The sequence below is a fragment of the Cellulomonas fimi genome (assembly GCF_012952065.1).
In the GTDB taxonomy this organism is placed as follows: Bacteria; Actinomycetota; Actinomycetes; order Actinomycetales; family Cellulomonadaceae; genus Pengzhenrongella; species Pengzhenrongella fimi_A.
The window spans coordinates 140,482-162,563 of record NZ_JABCJJ010000004.1 but is presented as its reverse complement, the minus strand read 5'-3'; the positions used below and the strand labels follow the sequence as shown (position 1 = coordinate 162,563).

Annotated in this window: 18 protein-coding genes; 10 read left to right on the top strand and 8 right to left on the bottom strand. The window is 72.0% G+C overall.

Features of this window, described 5'->3' with window-relative positions; all coding sequences use genetic code 11:
* Positions 1-94: 94 nt before the first annotated feature.
* The 3 genes from HIR71_RS04485 to HIR71_RS04475 all read right to left on the bottom strand — a co-directional run bounded on the left by HIR71_RS04485 (position 95) and on the right by HIR71_RS04475 (position 2,969).
* Positions 95-1,339 carry an Nramp family divalent metal transporter gene (locus HIR71_RS04485; protein ID WP_169323818.1) on the bottom strand — a complete coding sequence of 415 codons (1,245 nt, stop codon included), beginning with the start codon at positions 1,337-1,339 and terminating at the stop codon, positions 95-97.
* 341 nt (positions 1,340-1,680) lie between these two features.
* Entirely contained in the window at positions 1,681-2,592 is a 912-nt protein-coding gene (locus HIR71_RS04480) for a cation diffusion facilitator family transporter (protein WP_169323816.1), read from the bottom strand.
* A complete protein-coding gene (locus tag HIR71_RS04475) occupies positions 2,592-2,969 on the bottom strand; it encodes an ArsR/SmtB family transcription factor (RefSeq protein ID WP_169323813.1) in 378 nt (125 codons plus the stop codon). The genes HIR71_RS04480 and HIR71_RS04475 overlap by 1 nt, the downstream gene beginning before the upstream one ends.
* A 226-nt stretch (positions 2,970-3,195) precedes the next feature.
* Here HIR71_RS04475 and HIR71_RS04470 point away from each other — a divergent pair, with 226 nt between their 5' ends.
* The 4 genes from HIR71_RS04470 (at position 3,196) to cydC (ending at position 9,541) form a co-directional block, all read left to right on the top strand.
* Complete coding sequence (locus HIR71_RS04470; RefSeq protein WP_169323811.1) at positions 3,196-4,689, top strand: cytochrome ubiquinol oxidase subunit I; 1,494 nt, start codon at positions 3,196-3,198, stop codon at positions 4,687-4,689.
* Positions 4,690-4,756: 67 nt separating this feature from the next.
* The gene (gene cydB / locus HIR71_RS04465) at positions 4,757-5,824 is read left to right on the top strand and encodes a cytochrome d ubiquinol oxidase subunit II (protein WP_169323809.1); all 1,068 of its coding nucleotides are present in this window, start codon (positions 4,757-4,759) and stop codon (positions 5,822-5,824) included.
* Position 5,825: 1 nt separating this feature from the next.
* Positions 5,826-7,577, top strand: coding sequence for a thiol reductant ABC exporter subunit CydD (gene cydD / locus HIR71_RS04460; RefSeq protein WP_169323807.1), 1,752 nt, complete (start codon positions 5,826-5,828; stop codon positions 7,575-7,577).
* Complete coding sequence (cydC, locus tag HIR71_RS04455; protein WP_169323806.1) at positions 7,574-9,541, top strand: thiol reductant ABC exporter subunit CydC; 1,968 nt, start codon at positions 7,574-7,576, stop codon at positions 9,539-9,541. Before cydD ends, cydC begins: the two co-directional genes overlap by 4 nt.
* A gap of 18 nt (positions 9,542-9,559) precedes the next feature.
* Here the strand turns inward: cydC and HIR71_RS04450 are convergent, their stop codons facing one another.
* The 4 genes from HIR71_RS04450 to HIR71_RS04435 form a co-directional block, all read right to left on the bottom strand.
* Positions 9,560-10,537 carry a cytochrome c oxidase assembly protein gene (locus tag HIR71_RS04450; RefSeq protein WP_169323804.1) on the bottom strand — a complete coding sequence of 326 codons (978 nt, stop codon included), beginning with the start codon at positions 10,535-10,537 and terminating at the stop codon, positions 9,560-9,562.
* A 112-nt stretch (positions 10,538-10,649) separates the two neighbouring features.
* Positions 10,650-11,357 (bottom strand): DUF305 domain-containing protein, encoded by a 708-nt coding sequence (locus HIR71_RS04445; protein WP_169323802.1) that lies wholly within the window; start codon positions 11,355-11,357, stop codon positions 10,650-10,652.
* Positions 11,354-11,992, bottom strand: a complete 639-nt coding sequence (locus HIR71_RS04440; protein ID WP_169323800.1) for a DUF3105 domain-containing protein — start codon at positions 11,990-11,992, stop codon at positions 11,354-11,356. The genes HIR71_RS04445 and HIR71_RS04440 overlap by 4 nt, the downstream gene beginning before the upstream one ends.
* 470 nt (positions 11,993-12,462) lie before the next feature.
* On the bottom strand, positions 12,463-12,801 hold the full coding sequence (locus HIR71_RS04435; RefSeq protein WP_169323798.1) for a hypothetical protein: 339 nt from the start codon (positions 12,799-12,801) through the stop codon (positions 12,463-12,465).
* Positions 12,802-13,057: 256 nt separating this feature from the next.
* Between HIR71_RS04435 and HIR71_RS04430 the strand changes: the two genes are divergently transcribed.
* The 4 genes from HIR71_RS04430 (at position 13,058) to HIR71_RS04415 (ending at position 18,373) form a co-directional block, all read left to right on the top strand.
* Positions 13,058-14,545, top strand: a complete 1,488-nt coding sequence (locus tag HIR71_RS04430) for a M23 family metallopeptidase (protein ID WP_249051560.1) — start codon at positions 13,058-13,060, stop codon at positions 14,543-14,545.
* 238 nt (positions 14,546-14,783) lie between these two features.
* Positions 14,784-15,863 (top strand): DNA polymerase IV, encoded by a 1,080-nt coding sequence (locus tag HIR71_RS04425; protein WP_169323796.1) that lies wholly within the window; start codon positions 14,784-14,786, stop codon positions 15,861-15,863.
* A 261-nt stretch (positions 15,864-16,124) separates the two neighbouring features.
* Positions 16,125-17,666 carry an ATP-dependent DNA ligase gene (locus tag HIR71_RS04420; protein ID WP_169323884.1) on the top strand — a complete coding sequence of 514 codons (1,542 nt, stop codon included), beginning with the start codon at positions 16,125-16,127 and terminating at the stop codon, positions 17,664-17,666.
* 164 nt (positions 17,667-17,830) lie between these two features.
* Positions 17,831-18,373, top strand: a complete 543-nt coding sequence (locus tag HIR71_RS04415) for a hypothetical protein (protein WP_169323794.1) — start codon at positions 17,831-17,833, stop codon at positions 18,371-18,373.
* A gap of 79 nt (positions 18,374-18,452) precedes the next feature.
* Here the strand turns inward: HIR71_RS04415 and aroD are convergent, their stop codons facing one another.
* Positions 18,453-19,241 (bottom strand): type I 3-dehydroquinate dehydratase, encoded by a 789-nt coding sequence (gene aroD, locus HIR71_RS04410; protein ID WP_211373756.1) that lies wholly within the window; start codon positions 19,239-19,241, stop codon positions 18,453-18,455.
* A gap of 269 nt (positions 19,242-19,510) precedes the next feature.
* Here aroD and HIR71_RS04405 point away from each other — a divergent pair, with 269 nt between their 5' ends.
* Positions 19,511-21,733 (top strand): hypothetical protein, encoded by a 2,223-nt coding sequence (locus tag HIR71_RS04405; RefSeq protein WP_169323792.1) that lies wholly within the window; start codon positions 19,511-19,513, stop codon positions 21,731-21,733.
* Between the two features lie 112 nt (positions 21,734-21,845).
* Positions 21,846-22,037 (top strand): hypothetical protein, encoded by a 192-nt coding sequence (locus HIR71_RS04400; RefSeq protein ID WP_169323790.1) that lies wholly within the window; start codon positions 21,846-21,848, stop codon positions 22,035-22,037.
* The last annotated feature ends 45 nt before the right edge of the window (positions 22,038-22,082 follow it).

Here is a 22,082-nt window from a genome sequence, read left to right as displayed (position 1 = left end):
GGTGCGCCGCCCTCCTGCCATCGCTCGCCGTCGTCGTCGAGGGAACCGGCGTGGATCCAGCCCGGTCGTCCCCGACGCAACGCCGGACGACGGGTCACACACCCGCAAGTGTGAGTCCGATCAGGCCCACGTTCAGGGCGGTGATGATCAGCACGATCAGGCGCATGACCCACCGCATCGTCGGGCGGTTGACGGCGCCGCCCATGAGCTCCCGGTCGCTGGTCAGATGCAGCAACGGGATCAGGGCGAACGGGATGCCGAAGCTGAGCACCACCTGGCTGATGACCAGGGCCCAGGTCGGGTCGGCCCCGAGCGCGAGCATCAGCAGGGCGGGGACCATCGTGATCAGCCGCCGGACCAGCAGCGGGATCTGACGGTGGATGAGCCCTTGCATGATCGTCGCGCCGGCGTAGCAGCCCACGGAGGTGGAGGCGAGGCCGGACGCCAGGAGGCCGACCGCGAAGACGAACCCGATCGCGGGGCCGAGCGTCGAGACGACGGCCGCATGGGCTCCCTCGATGGTGTCGGTGCCCGGCACTCCCCGCAGGCTGGAGGCCGCCAGCAGCAGCATCGCGATGTTCACCATCCCGGCCACACCGAGGGCCCCGACCACGTCCCACCGGGTCGCACGAAGCAGGTGGCCACGCTGGTCGGGTCCGACGGCAGGTCCGTGCCGGTCCCGCGCGAGCGCGGAATGGACGTAGATGGCGTGGGGCATCACCGTGGCACCGAGCATGCTGGTCGCGAGCAGGACGCTGTCGGTCCCGGCGAACCGGGGAACCAGGCCGGAGAGCACGTCTCCGGCGCCTGGCGGGTTCACGACGAGTCCGGTCACGAACCCCACGGTGATGATCACGAGCAGGCCGATGACCACGGACTCGAACCGCCACTGACCGTAGTGGTTCTGGACCGCCAGGATCAGCATCGACACGACGCCCACGATCAGCCCACCGGCCAGCAGCGGGGTGCCGAACAGCAGGTTCAGCGCGATGGCTCCCCCGATGACCTCGGCCAGGTCGGTCGCCGCCGCGACCACCTCCGCCTGGCCCCAGAAGGCCAGGCGCTTCGTCCTCGGCAGCCGCTGACCGATCAGCTCAGGGAGGGTGCGCCCCGTCACCAGACCCAGCTTCGCCGACTGGTACTGCACCACCACGGCCATGGCGTTGGCCATCACCAGCACCCACACCAGCAGGAAGCCGTACCGGGCGCCCGCGGTCAGGTTCGCGGCCACGTTGCCGGGGTCGACGTACGCGATCGCCGCGACGAAGGCCGGGCCCAGGAGGGGCAGCACGGTTCGCCGTCGGACGGCTACGACGGGTGCTGAACCGGACGCCATCATCGCCTCGTCTCCAAAGTTCGCACGACCGAACTTTGCCTGAGAAGTACAGCACGTCACCGGGCAACGGGGTGAGGTTGTCGCGCAACCGACTTGGGCCCCGGTGCCGCGCTGGGCGCGGCCACGCCTCAGCGGTCCTAGGGGAGAGCGCGCAGGATGATGGCGGCGTAGCCCGCGGCAACCGCGGCGAACGCCAGCAGGGAGAGCATGAACGCCCATCGGGGGCGCTTGTTGGGGTTCTTCTCAGGCATCATGCTGCGCACCTGCCCTGATGCCGTGCCGCGGCGCCGGCGCGGCAACCATGGACGCCGGGCGCGCAAGCCGGCCCGGCCGCGCGCGCCCGCTCACCACGTCAGCTCCGCACAGCCGTCACGGTTCGGGGCTTCGACCTGCAAGGTGGCGTGGGTGATCCCGAACTGCTCCTCCAGGACGTCGCGTGCCGCGTCGAGGACGTCCGGCTCGTCGCCCCGGGAGGTGGCCACGAGGTGCGCGGTCGCGACGTTCATGCCCGACGTGAGCGCCCAGACGTGCAGGTCGTGCACCTGAGCGACGCCGGGGATCGCTCCCAGCGAGGTGGCGACGGCCTCCGGATCGATGCCCTCGGGCGCGTGCTGGCCGAGGACGGCGAGCACCTGGCGCCCGAGGGTGACCGCGCGGACGACGACGAAGACGGCGATGGCCACCGCCACGACGACGTCCCAGACGGGCTGGCCTGTCACGATGATCAGGACACCCGCGACCATCACCCCCACGGATCCCGCGGCGTCGGCTATCACCTCGAAGTACGCGCCACGCACGTTGAGGCTCTCCTTCGACCCGCCCCGCAGCAGGAGCAACGACGCCACGTTGATCGCGAGGCCGATCCCGCCCACCACCAGCATGGTCCCGGAGGCCACCTCGGCGTCCTGCCCGACTCGGCGGATGCCCGCCACCAGGACGTAGGTCCCGACTCCGAGCATGATCAGCACCGTCAGGCCGGAGGCGAACACCTCGGCGCGATAGGAGCCGTAGGTGCGGCGACCGGACCGGTCCGGTCGCGTGGCGATGCGCGTGGCGAAGAGGGCGGCTCCGAGCGCGACGACGTCCGCGGCCATGTGGCCCGCGTCCGAGACGAGGGCCAGCGAGCCCGAGAGCAGCCCGGCGACGAGCTCGACGGTGAAGAAGCTCGCGGTCAGCGCGAACGCAGCGGCCAGCCGAGCGCGGTACCGACCGCCGGCGTGCTCGGTGACCGGTCCATGACCGTGCCCGGCGCCCATCAACGGCCTCCCTCGTGCAGCGTGTGCTCACGGGACAGGTCCAGCAGCATCCGGACGTGTCCGTCGGCCAGGCGGTAGTACACCATCCGCCCTGCTCGTCGGTTGTCGACCACGCCGGCCGTCCGGAGCAGTCGCAGCGCCTGGGACACCGCCGTCTCGGTCGCCTCGACCGCCGCCGCCAGGTCGCACACGCACAGCTCGCCCGCCTCGAGCAGCGCGTACAGGATGCGGGTGCGCTTGGGGTCGCCGAGCAGCTTGAACAGCTGCGCAAGAGTCGCCGCCTGGTCCGCGTCCGGGGAGTGCTCGCGTGCCAGCGCGACCTTGTCCGGATGCACCATGACGACCTCGCAGGCGTCCAGTGGTGTGACAGCACCCATTGTTCATCTCCACATCTGTCTAGGTATGCAGACGATACCCCGTCCGCGGCTCGGCAGGTGACTCCCCCGCGAGGATCGCTGCCGCCGAGCGGGAGCAGGCCTCGGCCGCCGCGGGCGCGGGCGGTGCGTCGAAGATCACACCGGTTCGACCGCTCGCGGTTTGGGGACCGCCTCGCGCGGCGCCTACGTTGGCGTCGCGTACCCCGAACTCGTGAAGGGCGGAACGGTGGAGACGCTTGACATCGCTCGGTGGCAGTTCGGCCTCACCACCGTCTATCACTTCATCCTCGTCCCCCTGACCATCGGCCTGGCTCCGTTGGTCGCGCTGCTGCAGACCGCCTGGGTGCGGACCGGCAACGAGAAGTGGCGCAAGCTGACGAAGTTCTTCGGCAAGATCCTGCTGATCAACTTCGCGCTCGGCGTGGCAACAGGGATCGTGCAGGAGTTCCAGTTCGGGATGAACTGGTCCGAGTACTCGCGTTTCGTCGGGGACGTCTTCGGCGCACCGCTGGCCATCGAGGCCCTGGCGGCCTTCTTCCTGGAGTCGACGTTCCTCGGTCTGTGGATCTTCGGCGAGGGTCGCCTGCCCAAGTGGCTGCACACCGCCTGCATCTGGCTGGTCGCCGTCGGCACGAACATCTCGGCGTACTGGATCCTCGCGGCGAACTCCTGGATGCAGCATCCGGTCGGTGCGGTGTACAACCCCGAGACCGGTCGCGCCGAGCTCGACGGGGTTCGCGGCTTCGTCGAGGTCATGACGAACAACACCCTGATCGCGGCGTACTCCCACACGGTCGCCTCGGCGTTCTTGGTCGCGGGGACGTTCGTCGCCGGGATCTGCGGCTGGTGGATCGTCCGGGCCGTGCGGAGTGGTCGCGACGACGAGGCCCGCACCATCTGGCGCCCGGGTGCGTACGTCGGTCTGGTGACGATGGTGCTGGCCGGGATCGGTGTGGGCGTGACCGGTGACCTGCAGGGCAAGCTCATGTACGAGCAGCAGCCCATGAAGATGTCGGCTGCCGAGGCCCTGTGCGAGGGCGAGGAGTCGGCCGCGTTCTCGCTGCTCACCATCGGCGACCTCTCCAACAGCTGTGAGGGGGTCAGGCAACTGATCCAGATCCCCGGCGTCACGTCCTTCCTGGGTACGGGCAGCTTCACCGGCCCGGAGAGCTACCTGCCGGGGGTCGAAGACCTGCAGGCCGAGTACACCGAGCGTTACGGCGACCAGTTCGGCACCGACGTGGACTACCGACCGAACCTCATGGTCACGTACTGGAGCTTCCGACTGATGATCGGGCTCGGCGCCGGGTCGGCCGTCCTCGCGGCGGTCGGCCTGTGGTTGCTGCGCAAGGGTCGGGTCACCGGTTCCACCTGGTTCTCCCGGCTGTGCCTGGCCGCGCTGCCCATGCCGTTCCTGGCCTCGTCGTTCGGGTGGATCTTCACCGAGATGGGCCGCCAGCCATGGGTGGTCTACCCCAACCCCGCCAACCCGGTGGACCAGGTGTACCTGCTCACGCAGGACGGGGTCTCGACGGTCGTGCCCGCCGGCGCGGTGCTGACCTCCCTCATCCTGTTCACACTGCTCTACGGGGTGCTCGGCGTGATCTGGTTCCTCCTCGTGCGCCGCTACGTCGTGGAGGGCGTCCAGCCGCCCGCAACCACGACCGACGACGAAGGACCGTCGGGCGACCCTGAACCCACCCTGTCGTTCGCGTACTGAGCGCAGACGACACTTTTCCCACCGTGGCTGCCGGAAGCGGCCGCAACCGCCAATCTGGAGTCGCGACATGGATCTTCCACTCCTGTGGTTCCTCATCATCGCGGTCCTGTGGACCGGCTACTTCGTGCTCGAGGGCTTCGACTTCGGCGTGGGTATGCTGCTCAAGCCCTTCGCCCGCGACGAGAAGGAGCGGCGGGTGCTGCTGGGCACGATCGGCCCGGTGTGGGACGGGAACGAGGTGTGGCTGATCACCGCGGTCGGCGCCACGTTCGCCGCGTTCCCGAACTGGTACGCGACGATGTTCTCCGGGTTCTACGGGCCCATCCTGGCGATCCTGCTGTCGCTCATCGTGCGCGTGTGCGCGATCGAGTGGCGCGGAAAGATCGACGACCCGCGCTGGCGCAGTCGGGCCGACTGGGGCCACACCGCCGGGGCGTGGGTGCCGGGTCTGCTGTGGGGCTTCGTGTTCGCCAACTTCGCCCAAGGCATGGAGATCCGGATCGTCGACGGCTCGCACCAGCTCACCGGCGGGCTCATGTCGCTGTTCACACCGTTCACGCTGCTGGGCGCGTTGGCGACCGCGTCACTGTTCCTGACCCACGGCGCCGTCTTCCTGGCGCTGAAGACCGGTGGCGACGTGCGCCTGCGGGCCGGACGGCTCGCCGCCCGCATGTCGGTGCTCTCCCTCCTCGTCGCCGGCGGCTGGTCGCTGTGGGCGCAGCTGGTCTTCTCGACCAACGTCTTCTCGTGGATCCCGCTGGGCGTGGCGCTGCTCAGCCTCGGGGGCGTCCTGGCGGCGTCGCGGGCACGACGTGAGGGCTGGGCCTTCACGTTCAACGCCGTCGCGATCGCGGCTACCGTCACGGTCGTCTTCAGCATCATGTTCCCCGACGCGATGCCGTCGTCCCTCGACCCGTCCTGGTCCTTGAGCATCCGGGACGCCGCGTCCTCAGCTGCGACCCTCACCGTGATGAGCTTCGTCGCGCTCCTGCTCGTCCCGGTCGTCCTGCTCTACCAGGGCTGGACGTACTGGGTGTTCCGCAAGCGGCTCATCACCGACCACATCGGCGCCGACGAAGGCCTGCACCCCACCCGGATCCGCGACCACGAGCACTCCTCGCCCGTGGCCGGCTGAGTTGCGACCGCTCGACCCCCGCCTCCTGCGCCACGCCCGACCGGCGCGGGCCTACATCGCCCTCACCGCGGTCGGCGGTCTGACGACCGCGGTGCTCGTGGTGGCCCAGGCCCTGTTGATCGCCTGGGCGGTCTCCCCTGTCGTCGAAGGACGCGCAGGATGGTCCGAGGTGGATCACCTGGTCGGGTGGCTCGCCGTCGTGGTCGCGGCGCGGTGCGTGACGCTCGTGGTTCAGGAGTCCTACGCGCATCGCGCCGCTCGTGACGTCATCGCGGACCTGCGCGAACACGTGCTCACCCGCGCCGTGCAGCACGGCCCCCGCTGGCTCGCGGACGGTCACGGACCACAGGTCGTCACCTTGGCCACCCGGGGCCTGGACGACCTGGAACCGTACTTCGTGCGCTACCTCCCCCAGCTCCTGCTGGCCGCCACCGTGACCCCGGCGGCGCTGGCCGTCGTGCTCAGCCTCGATCTCATCTCCGCCCTGATCATCACGGTCACGCTCCCGCTCATCCCGGTCTTCATGTGGCTCATCGGGGTGCTCACCGCTCGGGTCGCCGCCGACAGGCTCCGGACCATGCAGCGCCTCGGCGCCCAGCTGCTCGACCTGCTCGCCGGCCTGAGCACCCTGAAGGCACTGGGACGGGAGCACGGGCCGGCGCACCGCGTCGGCGAGCTGGGTCGTGCGTACACCCGCACCACGATGGGCACCCTGAAGATCGCGTTCCTGTCCGGTGCGGTGCTGGAGTTCCTCGCCTCCATCTCCGTCGCGCTGGTGGCCGTGGTGATCGGAACGCGCCTGGTCGCGGGCAACCTGGACCTGACCACCGGCCTCGCGGTGCTGATGCTCGCCCCAGAGATCTACAAACCGCTGCGCGAGGTCGGCTCCCAGTTCCACGCCTCCGCCAACGGCATCGCCGCCGCCGACCAGGCCTTCGCCATCCTGGAGCGTCCCCTCCCGGTGCGCGGCACCCGCCCCGCACCGGACCTGCGCAGCACCGACATCGTGCTCCACGAGGTCACCGTGGTGGCTCCCGGACGCGGCGCGCACGCACCGTGGCGGCTGACCGCCCGGCTGCGCCCGGGCGCCGTGGTGGCCTTGGTCGGCCCCTCGGGCGCCGGGAAGACGACGGCAGCGCTGGTCGTCCTCGGTCTCGTGCGACCCGACTCCGGACGCGTCACGCTGATGCCGGCACGGCGCGGCGACGGCGCCGACGACGACGCACCGGTACCCGCCCCGAGCGACCTCGAGCTCACCGAGGTCGACCCGGGGTCGTGGAACGCCCAGGTGGCGTGGGTACCCCAGCGGCCGGTGATCGTGCCCGGCACCGTGCGCGAGAACGTCCTGGGCTCCGCCGACACCACGATCGACCACCGCACCGACGCCGCCGCGCGCGCGACCGGCTTCGATCGCGTCGTCGCCTCGCTGCCGGACGGGTGGGACACCCTCCTGGGGCAGGGCGGCGTGGGGCTGTCCGTCGGTCAACGCCAGCGGATGGCCCTGACCCGCGCGCTCCTCGGCGAAGAGCCCCTGGTGGTCCTCGACGAACCCACCGCCCACCTCGACGCGACGGCCGAGCGGCAGGTGCTCGACGCGGTGGCCCGACTTCGTGCCGACGGGCGCACGGTGCTGCTCATCGCCCACCGCGCGGCCGCGATCGCCCTCGCCGACGACGTCGTCACCGTGGCCCCGCAGCCTTGTCGCAGCGCGGCGGCCGGTCGGGCTCCCAGGCCGGTGGGGGCAGTTCCATGACCAGCCCGCGCGCCGCCGCCCGCCCGGACCTGCGGCCACCGACCCTCGGTCGCACGCTGCCCGCCGCCGAGCGCCGGGCCCTGCGCCGCGCGGTCGCGCTGCTCGATCTCGACCGGCGCGGGTTCTTGTGGGCGGTCCTGGCCGGGAGTGCGGCTCTGGGCAGCGCCGTGGCGCTGTCCGCGACCGCCGCCTGGTTGATCGCCCGGGCGTCCCAGATGCCGTCGGTCCTCGCGCTGTCCGTCGCCTCGGTGGCGGTGCGGACGTTCGGGATCTCCCGAGCGCTGCTGCGCTACCTCGAGCGGCTCGCCTCCCACCGGGTCGCGCTCCGCGGCATGGCGACCCTGCGTGAGGGTCTGTACCGCACGCTGGCGGACGGTCGGCCGGACGGCCTCGCGGGCGTGAAGAGGGGCGACCTCCTGGTCAGGACCGGTGCCGACGTGGACGCGGTCGGCGACGTGGTCGTCCGAGCGCTGCTCCCGGCCGCCGTCGCTGCCGTCGTGGGCGTCGGTTCGGTCGTGCTCGTCGGCTGGCTCCACCTCGGCATCGGCGCCGTGCTCGCCGTCTGTCTGGCATCGGCGGGACTGGTGGGACCGTGGCTCAGCATGCGGTCCGCCCGGTTGTCCGAGCACGCGCAGACCCAGGCCCGAGGAGAACTGGGCGCCACGGCCATGACCCTGGTCGACGGAGCCGCGGAACTGACCGTCTCGAACAGGGTGAGCCAAGTCATCACATCGCTGCGCGGCACCGAGGCGTCGCTCGCCAGCGCGAAGGACGCCGCAGCGCGCCCCGACGCTCTGGCCGCCGGCGTCGACGTCGTGGCCATGGGGGTGGCCGTCCTCGCGGCGCTCGCGCTCGGAATCCCCGCCACGGTCGCCGGGACGATGGAGCAGGTGGAGCTCGCCGTCGTCGTGCTCACCCCGCTTGCCGCCTTCGAGGGCACCGCACTCCTGGGCCCCGCAGCCGTCCAGCTGATCCGCTCCGCCGGCTCGGCGGTCCGGATCATCGACCTGCTCGACGCGGCCGCCGCCCGGACGGTTCCGGCCGCGACCGGTGCGACCAGTGCGACCGCTGCGCCGCTGACCGGCCGGGCCAGATCGCTCACGGTCGATCCGGGCCCCCACCTGGCCGCCCGCGACCTCGCGATCGGCTGGCCCGAGGGGCCCGTCCTCGCCGCAGGCGTGCGCCTGGACGTCACTCCGGGTCGTTCCATCGCCGTCGTCGGCCCGAGCGGGGTCGGCAAGACCACGTTGCTGCTCACTCTCGCCGGGCTGCTGCCCCCGAAGGACGGCACCGCGACACTGTCCAGGACGCCGGTATGGGGCATGGGACGCGGACCGCTCAGCGAGCACGTGATCTTCACCGCCGAAGACGCTCACGTGTTCGAGACCACGGTGCTGGAAAACCTGCGCGTCGCCCGCGGCGATGTCACGGAGGCCGAAGCGGTCGCGCTGCTCGACCGGGCCGGCCTGCGGGAGTGGCTTGCCGGGCTACCCGCCGGGCTCGCCACCGTGGTGGGAGCGGACGGGTCATCCGTCTCCGGCGGCGAACGGCGCCGTCTGCTTCTCGCCCGCGCCCTGGCCAGCCCCGCCCGAGTACTGCTTCTCGACGAACCCGGAGAGCACCTCGACCCGGCAACCGCAGACCGGCTGATGGAGGACCTGCTGCGGGCCGGACGCCCGGCACCCGGGGAACCGACCGGGGATCACCGGGCCTCCCCCCGCGGCGTGGTCCTGGCCACTCACCGGCTCACGGGTCTGCACCACGCGGACGAGATCCTCCTCCTCGGCCACCCGGAGCGGCAGGCGGCCGACGTCCCGTCGCCGAAGGCCCCCGCGCGGGTCCTCGCACGCGGCACGCACGCCGAGCTCCTGGCTACCGTGCCGGCCTACCGGTGGGCCCTCGAGCAGGAAAGCCGCCGACCGCACGGGCACGCGCAGCCCAGCCTTCGGCATGTCGGCCCCTGAGGCCCCACCGAGCGGCGGCTAGGGACGCCCGCGCGGCTCGCCGTCGCCTCGGTGCAGCTGGGCCAGGCGCGCGTTGTACGCGTCGAGGGCGGGGTCCCCGTGCAGGTCGATCTCTCGGTCGGCGGCCGCGGCGCGACGCGTGTCGTCCCGCTGCCACCGGACCATGATCGTCAGGGCGATGAGCAGACCTGGCAGCTCGCCGTACGACCAGGCGAGAGCACCCGCGATGCTCTGGTCCGTGATCGGATCGACCGCCCACGACCCGGGCGGAGCGGCGAAGACAGCCACCAAGGGGGTGGTGGCCATCATGAGGATGACACCGAAGAAGGCGTGCAGCGGCATCTCGAGCAGCAGGTCGATCGCGCGGCCCGCGTGCCCCAGGCGCACCGGCAACGGATCGGTGGACAGCAGCGGGATGGTGAACAGCAGGCCGCCGACCAGGAACACGATCTCGAGGGAGACGTGACCGAGCCAGCTGCCCAGGAGGGAGCTCGCCGCCCCGCCCAGGTAGATCACGTAGAAGCAGAAGAGGAAGAGCGGAATGGTCAGCCCGGGGTGCAGCGCGATGCGGCCCGCGCCGGAGCGCAGACCCCACCGGGCGATGGCGAACCCAGCTCGCCCTGCCGCGTTGTGGGGCATGGCTCGCAGGAGCAGCGTCCCGGGCCGTCCGAGAACCAGCAACGGCGGAACGGCCATCATCAAGGTGAGCTGCTGGAACATGAAGACCGAGAACAACCGGTAGCCGTAGCCCTCGATGCCCGCGCCCATGACGACGACGATGACGGCGCATCCCAGGAGGAACGAGAGCGTGGCACCCACGGGCCAGCGCCGCCCGTCGACCCAGAGCCGCACCGCTCCGGTCAGGTACGCGGCGGCCAGCAGGAGCGCGAGGACCGGCAGGATCGGCACGGGCTGGAGGGTGGGTGCCAGGAACGTCTCGATCGAAGGCGGTGCGGTGGGTATCCACACGGGGCCGGTGATCTCGGGAGTGTCCATGAAGGTCTCCCCCGCTCAGTCCGGGGGCCGAATGGCCGGCACCGCATGTCGCCGGCGGCCGCCATCTGTGGTGGATCGCCGGGAGACCTGACGCGTGATCAACTGCCGCTCCTCAGTTGGCTGGTTCGGGGGGCTGGGTGGCACTGGCCGGCTCGGTGCGGGCCTCGAGCATCGTCTGAAGCACCGTGAGCTCAGCAGTCTGCGCCGCCACGATGGTCTGGGCCAGACGCCGGGTCTCCGCATCGCTCGCCTCGTCGGCGGCGACCTGTGCCATGAGCACGCCGCCTTCGTGGTGCGGGATCATGAGCGCCAGGTAGAGCCGGTCGGCGTCGGGTCCCGTGGCGGCCCGCAGCCGTGCCAGGTCGTCGCTGCTGGCCATGCCCGGCATCCGGTCGGCCCCACCAGCGGGGGTGGCGTCGTCGGCGGCGGACCCATGGGTCATCCCGGACATGCCGCCCGCGGCGTCATCCATCCAGGCCATCGCAGGCTCCGTGGAGCTTTGCGGCAGGTTCCACTGATCCAGCCACCCGTACATCTGCCCCGCCTGCTGCTGCTGGGTCAGCAGGACGTCACTGGCCAGGGTGCGCACCTCCGGATCCTGGGTGCGTTCCAGGACGAGCATCGACATCTCCACCGCCTGGCTGTGGTGGGCCTGCATGTCCCGAGCGAATCCGGCCTCCACCGAGCCCTCTTGTGGAGCCGCCTGGGGAGGCGCAGCGAGGCGCATGCCCGCGAGTACCCCGATGACGGCGGCCACCGCGATCGCCAGGACCAGGATCGCGGCGAGGGCAGCCCGGGAGGTCGTCCTGGCGCGCGTCATGTCGGGTCCACTCCCCCGGTGCACGGTGCGCCGGGTTCCGGAGTCTGCTCACCTTGCAGGTACTTCTGCAGGAACTGCTCGAGGCGCGGGTCGCTGGGGTCGTCGAGGGTGAGCTGGACGCCCCACGCGCTGGCGACGACCGGAACCGGAAGATCGGCCACCGGGCTGAGCAGCGCATAGCTCGCCTTCTCCGCGGCCGAGGTCAACGTCTCACGTCCTTCGGGCGCCAGCTCGGGACTGTAGGTGAGCCAGACGGCGCCGTGCTCGAGGGAGTGGACGGCCTGCTCGTTCGGGATCGGGGCGGTGTACACACCACAGTTGACCCAGACGCCGGCGTGCTGACCTCCCGCAGGTGGGGACTGCTCGTACTCGACCGGCCCGGGCACGTGCTCCTGGGACAGCCCCTCGAACTGGACGACGCCGTCGATGGACCCCTCCGTGAGCGCCTCGCTCGCGGCCTGGCTCTCGATGTCTCGCGCGACGGCGAGCGCGGCCGCCACGCCCAGGCCGAGACCGGCGGCGAGAGCCCCACCGATGATCACGGCCTTCTGCCGCCGTTGGGTGCGCGCCTGCGCGGCGCGGACCTTGGCCAGGTTGGCGGCCCGGTCTGCGGCTCGTTGCTCGCGGCTGGTCATGTACTTCTCCTCGGTGGTGGGAAATGCGACGGCGCCGCGGCGCGGTGGACACGCGGCGTACGCGGTGTTCATCACGACCACGTCGCCAGCCCGGTCGACGGTGTCGACCGGCGTACCGGCGACGTCACGGAGCCGTCACCGGAGATGTATCCGGCTTCGCCGCCGCTCACGATCCGGCGTCCTGCGTCATCTGCGCGGAGCCGCAACCACCGAGCACGTGGAGAAGACAGATCGCGATCAGGCCCCGTACGAGCGCGGCGCGGGAGCCGCGGCGAATTGAGCGAGGTCATGGCGTCGGTCCTTGGGCGAGGCGTGCCGATCCCGTGGTCAGGGTCTCGACGGGGCGTAAGGGATGCTCCCCGGTTCCGGCCGACGGACCTGGTAGGAGGCAGCCCGGTGGCTAGAGCGAGGAGGTACGGCGCGCACAGATGCGCGCCGGTCGGCGGCCGACCGTCACGGCGGCGCGACTTCTAGGTGCGAATGACGCAGAGACGGTGCGGCGTCAGGGCGATCAGCGGGGCCTGGAGCGCGCGCACCACCGCCCGGGCTCGGCGCACCACCACCCGAGCCAGGACGAGGAGCCGTGGCTCAGGGGCGCGGCGGGCAAGGATCGCGAGCACGACGCCGGTGAGCGCGACCAGGCACGCACCCAGGGCCTTCGAGGGATCACCCTGCGGGTCGGCAGCGGCCGGGGCATCCGGAACGACGCCGACGCCCATCGCGTCGTTCTGCACACTCACCGACGCCGCGCTCGCCGGCCGGTCTCCTCCACCGACGGACTGCACGCACACCTGGACGAGGGCGATCACGCCGACGATGAGAAGTAGAGCGCACAGGACCGACAGCGGACTCACACGAAGCCGCTGGACCCGATCCGCTCCCGCACTCATCGCGGCCATCATGCAACGGAAGACATGCCGTTTCCCAATCCGCTCGAACGTTCAGCACCCTCCTCGTGGGGCCGCGCACCGGCCGGTGCCGAGCCGACGCACCGCCGCCCGCCGGTGCGGGCGCCTCGTCCACCGCTGGGCATGGGCGTGTCGTTGCTGCATTTTCACGTCGACCATGCCTAACCTCTCCTCGGTCATGCTCGCCTTCCTGTCCCCCACCCTGGCCGCCCTCACCATGACGCGATCGACGTACGCACCCCGGCCCGGCAACCCCATGGGCGGCGGCACCCCGGCGTCGCCGCGTGGCCGGCGCCGCGTCATCGCGGGCGCGGTCGTCACGGTCCTCGTCGTCCTCACCGGAGGCGCCGGGCCGGCGGTAGCCGATCCGTACGACGACCAACGACGCGAGAACCAGCGCAAGCAGTCCGCCGTCGAGCGGCGCTCCGAAGAGCTCGAGGCCTCGATCGAGGGCTTGAGCGCCGAGCTCGGACAGGCAGTGCTGGACCTCCAGGCGACCGAGGCCCGGCTGCCCGTCGCCCAGGCCGAGCTGGCCGCCGCGGTCGAGACGCTCGAGCGCAACCAGCGTGAGGCCGCCCTGATCGCCGCTCGCCTCGTCGACGCCCAGGCGCAGGAGGTCAGCATCACGGCGACCATCGCGGCCGACGACGCGCGCGGGAAGGAGATCCGTACCGCCGTCGGACAGCTGGCCCGGCGCGCGTACAAGGGCGAGACCGCGGCGACGAGCCTCAGCGTCGTCATGGAGGCCGAGTCGACCGAAGACTTCGTCGACCAGTACGGCATGGTCTCGACCGCACTGCGCACCCAGACCCGCGCGCTCGACGAGCTCGAGCAGATCGAGGCCGCGAACCGCAACAGCCAAGCGCGGCTGACCGCCGTGAAGGAGAAGGTCGCCGCGCTGAAGGTCGAGGCCGACCAGAAGGTCATCGAGGCGGAGGCGGCTCGTGTCGCCGCCGAGGAGAGGCGCGCCGAGATCGAACGGCTCATCGCCGAGCAGCAGGCGAAGCAGCAGGCCATCGCGGGGATGAAGGCGCAGGCGGAAGCGGAGCAGGCCCAGGTCGACGCCCAGCAGGCCGCCCTCGAGGCGGAGCTCGCCGACATCATCGCGCGCGAACGCGCGGCCGCCGAAGCCGCCCGGGCGGCCGCCGCAGCCGCCGCGGCTGCCGCCGCCGCAGCAGGACAGAAGCCACCTCCTGCCCCACCGGTCACACAGCCGCCCTCCGGCTCGGTGTCGGGCGCGGTCTTCAGCAACCCGACGTCGATCAACCCGATGTACGTCACCTCGGAGTACGGCATGCGCCTGCACCCGATCCTGGGCTACGTGCGGCTGCACGCCGGCATCGATCTGCGCACCTACTGCAACACCCCGCTCTACGCGCCGCGTGATGGCACGGTGCGTTGGGCCGAGTGGCGAAACGGGTTCGGCAACCAGGTCATGCTCGACTACGGCACCCTGGACGGGAACTCGTTGATGAGCAGCGCGAACCACCTGACCCGTTCTGTGGTCGCCGCCGGGCAGCGGGTCTCGCGTGGACAGCTCATCGGCTACTCGGGGAACAGCGGTCTCTCGGGCGCTTGCCACCTGCACTTCGAGGTGTACGTCAACGGCAAGACCGTCAACCCCCGTCCGCTCCTGGGCCGGTAGACGCACCGCCCTGCGGGGGGACTCGTCGAAGGGCACATGGGCGGACACCCATAGGCGCCAAGACGGTAGATGACGCGGTCAACACGCGTCGATCCCCAGCGGCCTGCTCGTGAGCTGCCTGTGCAAGTCGCCGGACGAGCCTGCACAGACGACCTGGACGCAGATCCTGACGGCACCGGGGACGCCCCCGGCCGCTGAACCGGTGGCGCGCGGCGCGCGTGCCGCGACACTGGTGCACATGGACGCCGGAGCCGGGGCGTGGGTGCTCCACGTCGACCTGGACCAGTTCGTCGCCGCGGTCGAGGTGCTGCGGCGCCCCGAGCTCGTCGGCAAGCCCGTCATCGTGGGTGGCCGGGGCGACCCGACCGAGCGCGCCGTCGTGTCCACGGCGTCCTACGAGGCACGTGAGCTCGGCGCCCGGTCGGGGATGCTGCTGCGGATCGCCGCGCGCAAGGCCCCCGACGCGATCATCCTGCCGGTGGACGCGCCCGCGTACGAGGCGGCGTCGAACGAGGTCATGACGGTGCTGCGCACGCTCGAGGCCGTCGTGGAGGTCCTCGGGTGGGACGAGGCGTTCCTGGGTGCCACGACCCAGGATCCCGAAGGCCTCGCCCGGCGAGCCCAGGCCGACGTCCTCGCCGCGACGGGCCTGCACTGCTCGGTGGGGATCGGCGACAACAAGGTGCGCGCCAAGATCGCGACGGGCTTCGCCAAGCCCGCGGGCGTCTTCCGGCTCACGGCCGACACCTGGTTCACGGTGATGGGCGACCGGCCCACGATCGAGCTGTGGGGCGTGGGCGCCAAGGTGTCGCGCCGTCTCGCCGCGCTGGGGGTTCGCACGGTGCGTGAGCTCGCCGCGGCACCGAGGGACGCGCTGGTCGCCGAGTTCGGCCCCCGCATGGGCGTCTGGTACCACGAGCTCGGCCACGGCCTGGGCCCGACCACGGTCGACGACACCCCGTGGGTGCCCCGCGGTCACAGTCGCGAGACGACCTACCAGCAGAACCTCACGACCGCCGAGCAGGTCGCGGCCGCGGTGCAGGTGCTGGCGCGCGCGGTGGCCGACGACGCGGCGCACGACGGCCGAGCCGTCTTCCGCCTCGGGCTGAAGGTCCGCTACGCGCCGTTCGTCACGAAGGTGATTAGCCGGAAGCTGCCGGAGCCGACGCGCGACCCGGAGGTCGTCGTCGCGGCCGCGGCGGCGCTCGCCGAGGAGATCGAGGACCGGGAGGTCCGGCTGCTCGGCGTACGCGCCGAGATGGTGATGCCGGACGATTCCGACCCCGTGGATCGCACGCCGGTTCGCGGGCGGCTGTGACGGCTACGGCTTCGGCTGCCGCGACGGCGGGCGAGCGGCCGTCGCGTCGTCCCGCCGCCGGGGCGGGTGCGCGGCGCCGTCCGGGCCCATGGTCGACAGCGTCGCCGAGCGGCTTCGTTCCGCGCACGCGCACGACGGCGCGCTCCCGGGAGTCGGGCACCCAGTCGCGGGGCGCGGAGCGGCCGCGACCATTCTGACCCGCCTCGGGCGCCGGTCCGGCTGCCCGCGCGTGTGTCAGAGCCCCGGAGCAGGATGAGCGACGTGCTCCTCGCCGACGTCGCCGTCACCTCGACGCAGCTGGCCGCCACCCGCTCGCGGCTCGCGAAACGCGCGCTCCTGGTCGACCTGCTGCGGCGGACTCCCCCCGACGACGTGCCCGTGGTCGCCCGCTACCTCGCCGGCGAGCTCCGTCAGCGCCGCACGGGTCTCGGCTGGCGGTCGCTCGTGACGCTCCCCGCGCCCGCCGCGGAGCCCTCGCTCGAGGTCCGCGAGGTCGACACCGCGTTCGAGCACATGGCGGCGCTCCAGGGCCCCGGGTCGGTCGCTGCGCGCGTCGCCCTGGCGACGCGGCTCTTCGCCGCGGCGACCGAGGCCGAGCAGCGCCTGCTGCGGGGCCTGGTCTCGGGAGAGCTGCGGCAGGGCTCGCTCGACGCCCTGCTCCTCGACGCCGTGGCCGAGGCGGCAGGTGTCCCGGTCGCCTCGGTCCGGCGCGCGGCGATGCTCGCCGGCGCCACCGAGCCGGTCGCCGAGGCGGTGCTCGCGGCCATCGACCCCGCGGCAGCCCTCGCCGCGCTCGATGCGTTCTCCCTCAGCGTGGGCCGCCCGGTGCGGCCGATGCTCGCCGCGTCCGCGACCGACGTCGCCGCCGCGTTCGAGGAGCTCACCGGCCGCCGGGTGGTGGTCGACGCCAAGCTCGACGGCATCCGCATCCAGGTCCACAGAGACGGTGACGACGTGCGGGTCTTCACCCGCAGCCTCGACGACATCACGGCCCGGGTCCCCGAGGTCGTGGCCGCGGTGCGCGGCATGCCGGTCACCACCGTCGTGCTCGACGGCGAGGCGCTGGCTCTCGGGCCGGACGGAAGACCGCGACCGTTCCAGGAGACGGCGGCCCGCAGCGCGACGCGGGACTCCGAGGTCGCGACCCCGGCCGAGCTGGTCCCGTTCTTCTTCGACGTGCTGCATCTGGACGGCCACGACCTCATGGACTCACCGCTCGCCGAGCGGCTCGAGGTGCTCGACACGGTCTCCTCCGGGCGCACCGTCGAGCGGGTCGTGACCGACGACCCGGCGACCGGTCAGGCGGCGTTCGCTCGGTGGGTGGGGGCCGGTCAGGAGGGCGTGATCGTCAAGGACGCCGCATCGACCTACGAGGCGGGCCGGCGTGGGAGCGCGTGGATCAAGGTCAAGCCGCGGCACACGCTCGACCTCGTGGTCCTCGCGGTCGAGCGTGGCTCGGGCAGGCGGCGGGGGCTGCTCTCGAACATCCACCTCGGTGCGCGCGGCCCGGACGGCGGCTTCGTCATGCTGGGCAAGACGTTCAAGGGCATGACCGACGAGATGCTCGCGTGGCAGACGCGCCGGTTCACGGGGCTCGCGGTCGACGACGACGGGTGGACCGTCCGGCTGCGGCCCGAGCAGGTCGTCGAGATCGCGTTCGACGGCGTGCAGCGGTCGAGCCGGTACCCCGGCGGCGTCGCGCTGCGGTTCGCGCGCGTGCTGCGCTACCGCGACGACAAGGCGGCTGCCGAGGCGGACACCCTGGACACGGTCCAACGGATCGCGCCCTGGCTCACCGGCTGAGCGGGATCACCCGGCCGGCGGCGGTCGCGCGTATCACCGCGCAGCCGCTCCCGTCCTGTGCTCTGGGTGGGGACGAACAGAGCCCGCCCGGCTTCACCAGCGCGATGCGGTCCCCGCGCCGGACGGTCGAGATCCGCGGGGCCGTACCCGGAAGGAACACCACCATGTCGAACGAGACGCACGAGCTCCAGGCCAAGGGCCCCCACGTACCGACCGAGGAGCGCGCCCTGCGACGCCTCGGCCAGGCCATCGAGCTGGGCCACCTCGAGGACCTCACGGGGATCTTCGTCCGCACGGCGCCGCGGTACCTGGTCACGTACATGAACTCGCAGCGGGGTGGCCGGCTGTCGTCCGCGACGGTGGTCACCGTGACCAACCAGTCCACGCGGCCCAACCGCGTCACGGTGTCCTGGTACAAGGGCTTCAGCGACGACACGTCGCCGGTCGGGCAGAGCACGTTCTCGATCCCGCCGGACTACACCGTCGACTTCGCCACACGGAACCTCCCGGGCGAGGTCACGATCACGAACTCGGTGCCGAACCCCGAGCTCACCTTCGACGAGGGCCGCGCCATCGTCAGCTCGACCTACCGCGAGATCGCCGTGAGCGCTCGGGTGTACTACGCCCGTGGCGACAACGACCTCGACCTCGTGGCCGTCACCGACTCCAAGGTGGTCCGGATCAACGAGGGCAACGTCGGCGACTGACCCGACGAGCCGCACCGGGCGCGCGCCGCGGTCCCCCTGCGGCGCCGTCGCGCCCGGTGCCCCTCACCCACCGGCACCCCTATCCCACCGGTCCGCCACCCAGGCGACGGAGGAGATCGAACGCGGCCCGGGCATCGGCCACCGGGACCTGACCCGGCGCCGAGGCGGCACCCGCCGTCGCGAACGTGGCGCACGATCCGAACAGCTGACCCGAGAGCCGCGAGATCAGCCCGAGCCGGCCCATGGACATCGTGATCAGCGGGACGCGGGCGCGGGCGAACTGGACCGTCGTCGCCCGCAGCAGCGTGTGCACGTCGAGCATCGAGCGCGGCATCACCGCGACCTTCGCGACGTCGGCCCCCATGCGCTCCATCGTGGCGAGCCGTTCCACCAGGTCGTCCTCGGCGGGCGTGGCCTCGAAGTCGTGATTGGACGCGACCACGAGGACACCGTTCGCGTGCGCCAGGTCGATCGCCGTCGCGGCCGCACGCTGCCGGTACTCGACGTCCACGAGCCGGGCCGCGCCACGCTCGCACAGCGCCCGGACGAGGGTGAGGTACTCGTCGTCGGTCACCACCGTCGCGCCTCCCTCGGCGGCGGTCCGGACCGTCGCGAGCAGCGGGACGGCACCGAGCCGGTCGGCCAGGGCACGGCACTGCGCGGCGACGGCGTCGACGTCGCCGCGACTCGTGAAGTGGTCGACGCGCCACTCGACGAGGTCTGCCCCGCCGTCGAGCGCTGCCGCGACCTCGGCGTCGAGCCCCGCGGCGTCCGCTGCGGTGAGCGGCACGATGATGCGCGGATCGCGGCACGAGAGCGTGACGTCCCCGACGGTCAGCGCGGGCGGGTCGGTGATCGACGTGCCCACACGGACCTCGGTTCCTGGCGACTTCCCGCGGCTGCGGGCCGGGTGCGCGGCGTCATGCCGACGACGGCGCGGCGAGTATCGCACCCGTGTCGCGGACGCGCACGCCGGGCCGGGTGGAGGGCGCCCGGACCCTCTACCCAGCGCGGGCCCGCGGGTCTACCGTGGCAGGCACCAGCCGCCGCGCAGGTGGCGGCCAGGCGGCGCGCACCCCTCGGTGCGTCTTCCACGCCGGCACCACCAGGCGTCCGGCTCGGCGCAGGGAAGCCACCATGCCGCAGGACGTCGAAACCTCCCGCCGCTCGTTCCGCCGGCTCCTCGCCGCGAACCCGAACCACTTCGGCACCCTGAGAGGCCTCGACCTCTCCGACCTGTTCCCGGTCATCGAGCCCAAGCAGTCGGACACGGGCTACGAGGAGATCGGCTGCGTCTCGTACATCCCCGAGCGCGACCGCCTCGAGGCGACCGTCGTCCTCAAGCGCTCGGCGGGCTACGGCGGCGGGCCGTGCACGCCCGGATCGGTCGAGTGGGTGCGGTTCTTCGTCGACTTCGGGAGCGGCTGGGTCGACGCCGGGTCGGGGGCCGCGCGCGTGTTCGACGTGCCGCTCGACAAGGACTGCGCGGGAGCGCCCGACCACCCCTACTTCGCCGTCGTCGGCGTGACGCTGGCGCCGCTGCGCCGGTTCTGTCTGTTCCCGCAGCTGCCCCGGGTCCGGGCGATCCTCTCGTGGGAGGTCGAGCCGACCGCGGGCGACCCGGACTTCCCGCCCGTCTGGGGCGAGGTGCAGGAGGACACGGTCCAGATCCGGCCCCGTCGACGGTTCTTCCCGTGGGACCTCGGCGACCTGGTGTCGGGCGGCCTGACCCTCGACCTCGGGATCGACCCGAAGAAGCTGGCCGCCCTCCTCGAGTCCGAGGACCTGACCGAGGTGGTCCCCGAGCCGGACCCGATCGGGCCCGTGGCGCTGAACCCCCAGCCGCTGCCACCCCGGCCCGAGCGGCGGGCGCCGTTCTCCGTCGAGAAGCTCGCACGGCTCTACTCCCCCGACAAGCTCACGGTGCTCGCGGAGCGCGCGGTCGACCGCCGGACCGCGAAGCTCGCTCTCGACCCGGTCCCGCCCCACCGCATGGCCGCAGCGGAGGCGACCGCCGCGACCTCCGGCGTCGTGCAGCCATTCGGGCTGGCCACCGCGTCGCTGACGTACAAGAAGCTCGACCTCGACTGGGGCAAGATCCTCGACCTGCTGGACGACGGCAAGGGCGACACCACCTACGAGGAGCTCGAGTGCCTCGGCCTGGACGACGCCGCGGGGCAGCTGGTCGCCACCTACCGGGTCAAGCGGCCGACGGGCTTCTCCGGCCCGCCCTGCAGCCCGGGGTCGACCGAGCACGTCGCGTTCTGGGTCGACTTCGACGACGACTGCACGTACACGTACCTGGGGACGGTCGAGGTCGCTGCGCACGACTACATCGCGATGCCCGGATCGGGCCTGTCCTACGCCGCGATCCTCCCGCTCGACCTGGCGTCGTACCGCCGGCTCTGCAGGGAGCCCGGCCTGCACCGGGTGCGCGCGGTGCTGTCGTGGGGCACACCGCCGTCGACCACCGACCCCGACGCGGTGCCGCACTGGGGCAACCGGCTGGACACCCACGTCCACGTGCTGCCGGGTCGTCCGTACGACGGCGTGGCGCGGCTGACGATCGTCGGTGGCGTCGCCACCGCGGAGATCGACCCGAGCACCGGTGTGACCCTTCCCGTGGCGCACATCGCGTACAACGGCGCGGTGCTCGACACGCGCGGCTGCCCGTTCGCGGGCCGTGTCGCGGTGCACGGACCGACGGACCCGGCACTGGCCGGGGCCACGTACCGCCTGCTGTCCCGGAACGTCACGGCCGGCGGCACGGAGCAGCCGGTCCTCACGGCGTTCTTCGTGGTGGACAGCGGCGGTTTCGGGTCGTGGGTCACCCCGGGTGCGAGTGGCTGGGTCTCGTGGCCGGTGTGGAGCACCAACACCCTGGGCACGCTCGGCTACATCGACACGAGCGGCGACGACCTGTGGGAGGTCTGGCTCGAGCTCCAGGGGTCCGGCGTGGTGGACACGCAACGGTTCCAGCTCGACAACACCCTCAACACCGCGTCGGTGGACCCCGCGAACGCCGCCCACCTGGCGTTCGACTTCGGCCAGATCTCCCAGCAGAACTGCGGCAAGTTCACGCAGGGGATGGTGGTCGAGGGCACCTACGATGCCCGCGACACGTGGTTCGGCTCGTGGGGCTTCTCGCTCCTGCCCTTCCCGCTGCCGACCGGCTCGCTCACGACGTCGGTCGCGCTCAGCACGTCGGAGGCGCCCGTCGGGTCGACGTGGCAGCTCGACACGTCCGGGCTCCAGCCGTGCGGCTACGTGCTGCGCCTGTCGGTGTCGGACCGGGCGATCGTCCACTCGGTCACGACCGGCCGGACGGTCTACGTGGACATCGGGTTCTGCATCGAGTGAGGACCACGCGCTCGGGCTCAGGGTCGGGTTCGGGCTCGGGCTCGGACGGCGTATCGGAGATTTCACCCGCTCGGTCAGGTACTCGACGACGACCTGCCGTCCCCTCGGGGGCATGAGCGTCATCGAGCAGGACGTCCTGCCCATCGTCAGCCACGTCGACCTGGCGTGCGCCGTCCACGACCAGACCGGTTGGCCCGTCGTGGCCACGCGAGAACAAGGCGACCTCACCGACCGGGCCTGCTCGCGGGCTGACGCCGACGCATCTGCTCGCGACCCTGGTCATGCCCTGTATGACCGTGCTTGACTGCGCCTGTCACATTCGCCCCGGTTGTCTCCCGTCACCGTCGAC

Bases quoted from the DNA above. Each gene is read 5' to 3' on its own strand.
- cydC (WP_169323806.1), top strand. From the start codon at position 7,574: ATGACCAGCCCGCGCGCCGCCGCCCGCCCGGACCTGCGGCCACCGACC.
- HIR71_RS04445 (WP_169323802.1), bottom strand. From the start codon at position 11,357: ATGACGCGCGCCAGGACGACCTCCCGGGCTGCCCTCGCCGCGATCCTG.
- cydB (WP_169323809.1), top strand. From the start codon at position 4,757: ATGGATCTTCCACTCCTGTGGTTCCTCATCATCGCGGTCCTGTGGACC.
- HIR71_RS04480 (WP_169323816.1), bottom strand. From the start codon at position 2,592: ATGGGCGCCGGGCACGGTCATGGACCGGTCACCGAGCACGCCGGCGGT.
- HIR71_RS04485 (WP_169323818.1), bottom strand. From the start codon at position 1,339: ATGATGGCGTCCGGTTCAGCACCCGTCGTAGCCGTCCGACGGCGAACC.
- HIR71_RS04430 (WP_249051560.1), top strand. From the start codon at position 13,058: ATGCCTAACCTCTCCTCGGTCATGCTCGCCTTCCTGTCCCCCACCCTG.
- HIR71_RS04405 (WP_169323792.1), top strand. From the start codon at position 19,511: ATGCCGCAGGACGTCGAAACCTCCCGCCGCTCGTTCCGCCGGCTCCTC.
- HIR71_RS04440 (WP_169323800.1), bottom strand. From the start codon at position 11,992: ATGACCAGCCGCGAGCAACGAGCCGCAGACCGGGCCGCCAACCTGGCC.
- HIR71_RS04400 (WP_169323790.1), top strand. From the start codon at position 21,846: ATGAGCGTCATCGAGCAGGACGTCCTGCCCATCGTCAGCCACGTCGAC.
- HIR71_RS04425 (WP_169323796.1), top strand. From the start codon at position 14,784: ATGGACGCCGGAGCCGGGGCGTGGGTGCTCCACGTCGACCTGGACCAG.
- HIR71_RS04450 (WP_169323804.1), bottom strand. From the start codon at position 10,537: ATGGACACTCCCGAGATCACCGGCCCCGTGTGGATACCCACCGCACCG.
- HIR71_RS04415 (WP_169323794.1), top strand. From the start codon at position 17,831: ATGTCGAACGAGACGCACGAGCTCCAGGCCAAGGGCCCCCACGTACCG.
- HIR71_RS04475 (WP_169323813.1), bottom strand. From the start codon at position 2,969: ATGGGTGCTGTCACACCACTGGACGCCTGCGAGGTCGTCATGGTGCAT.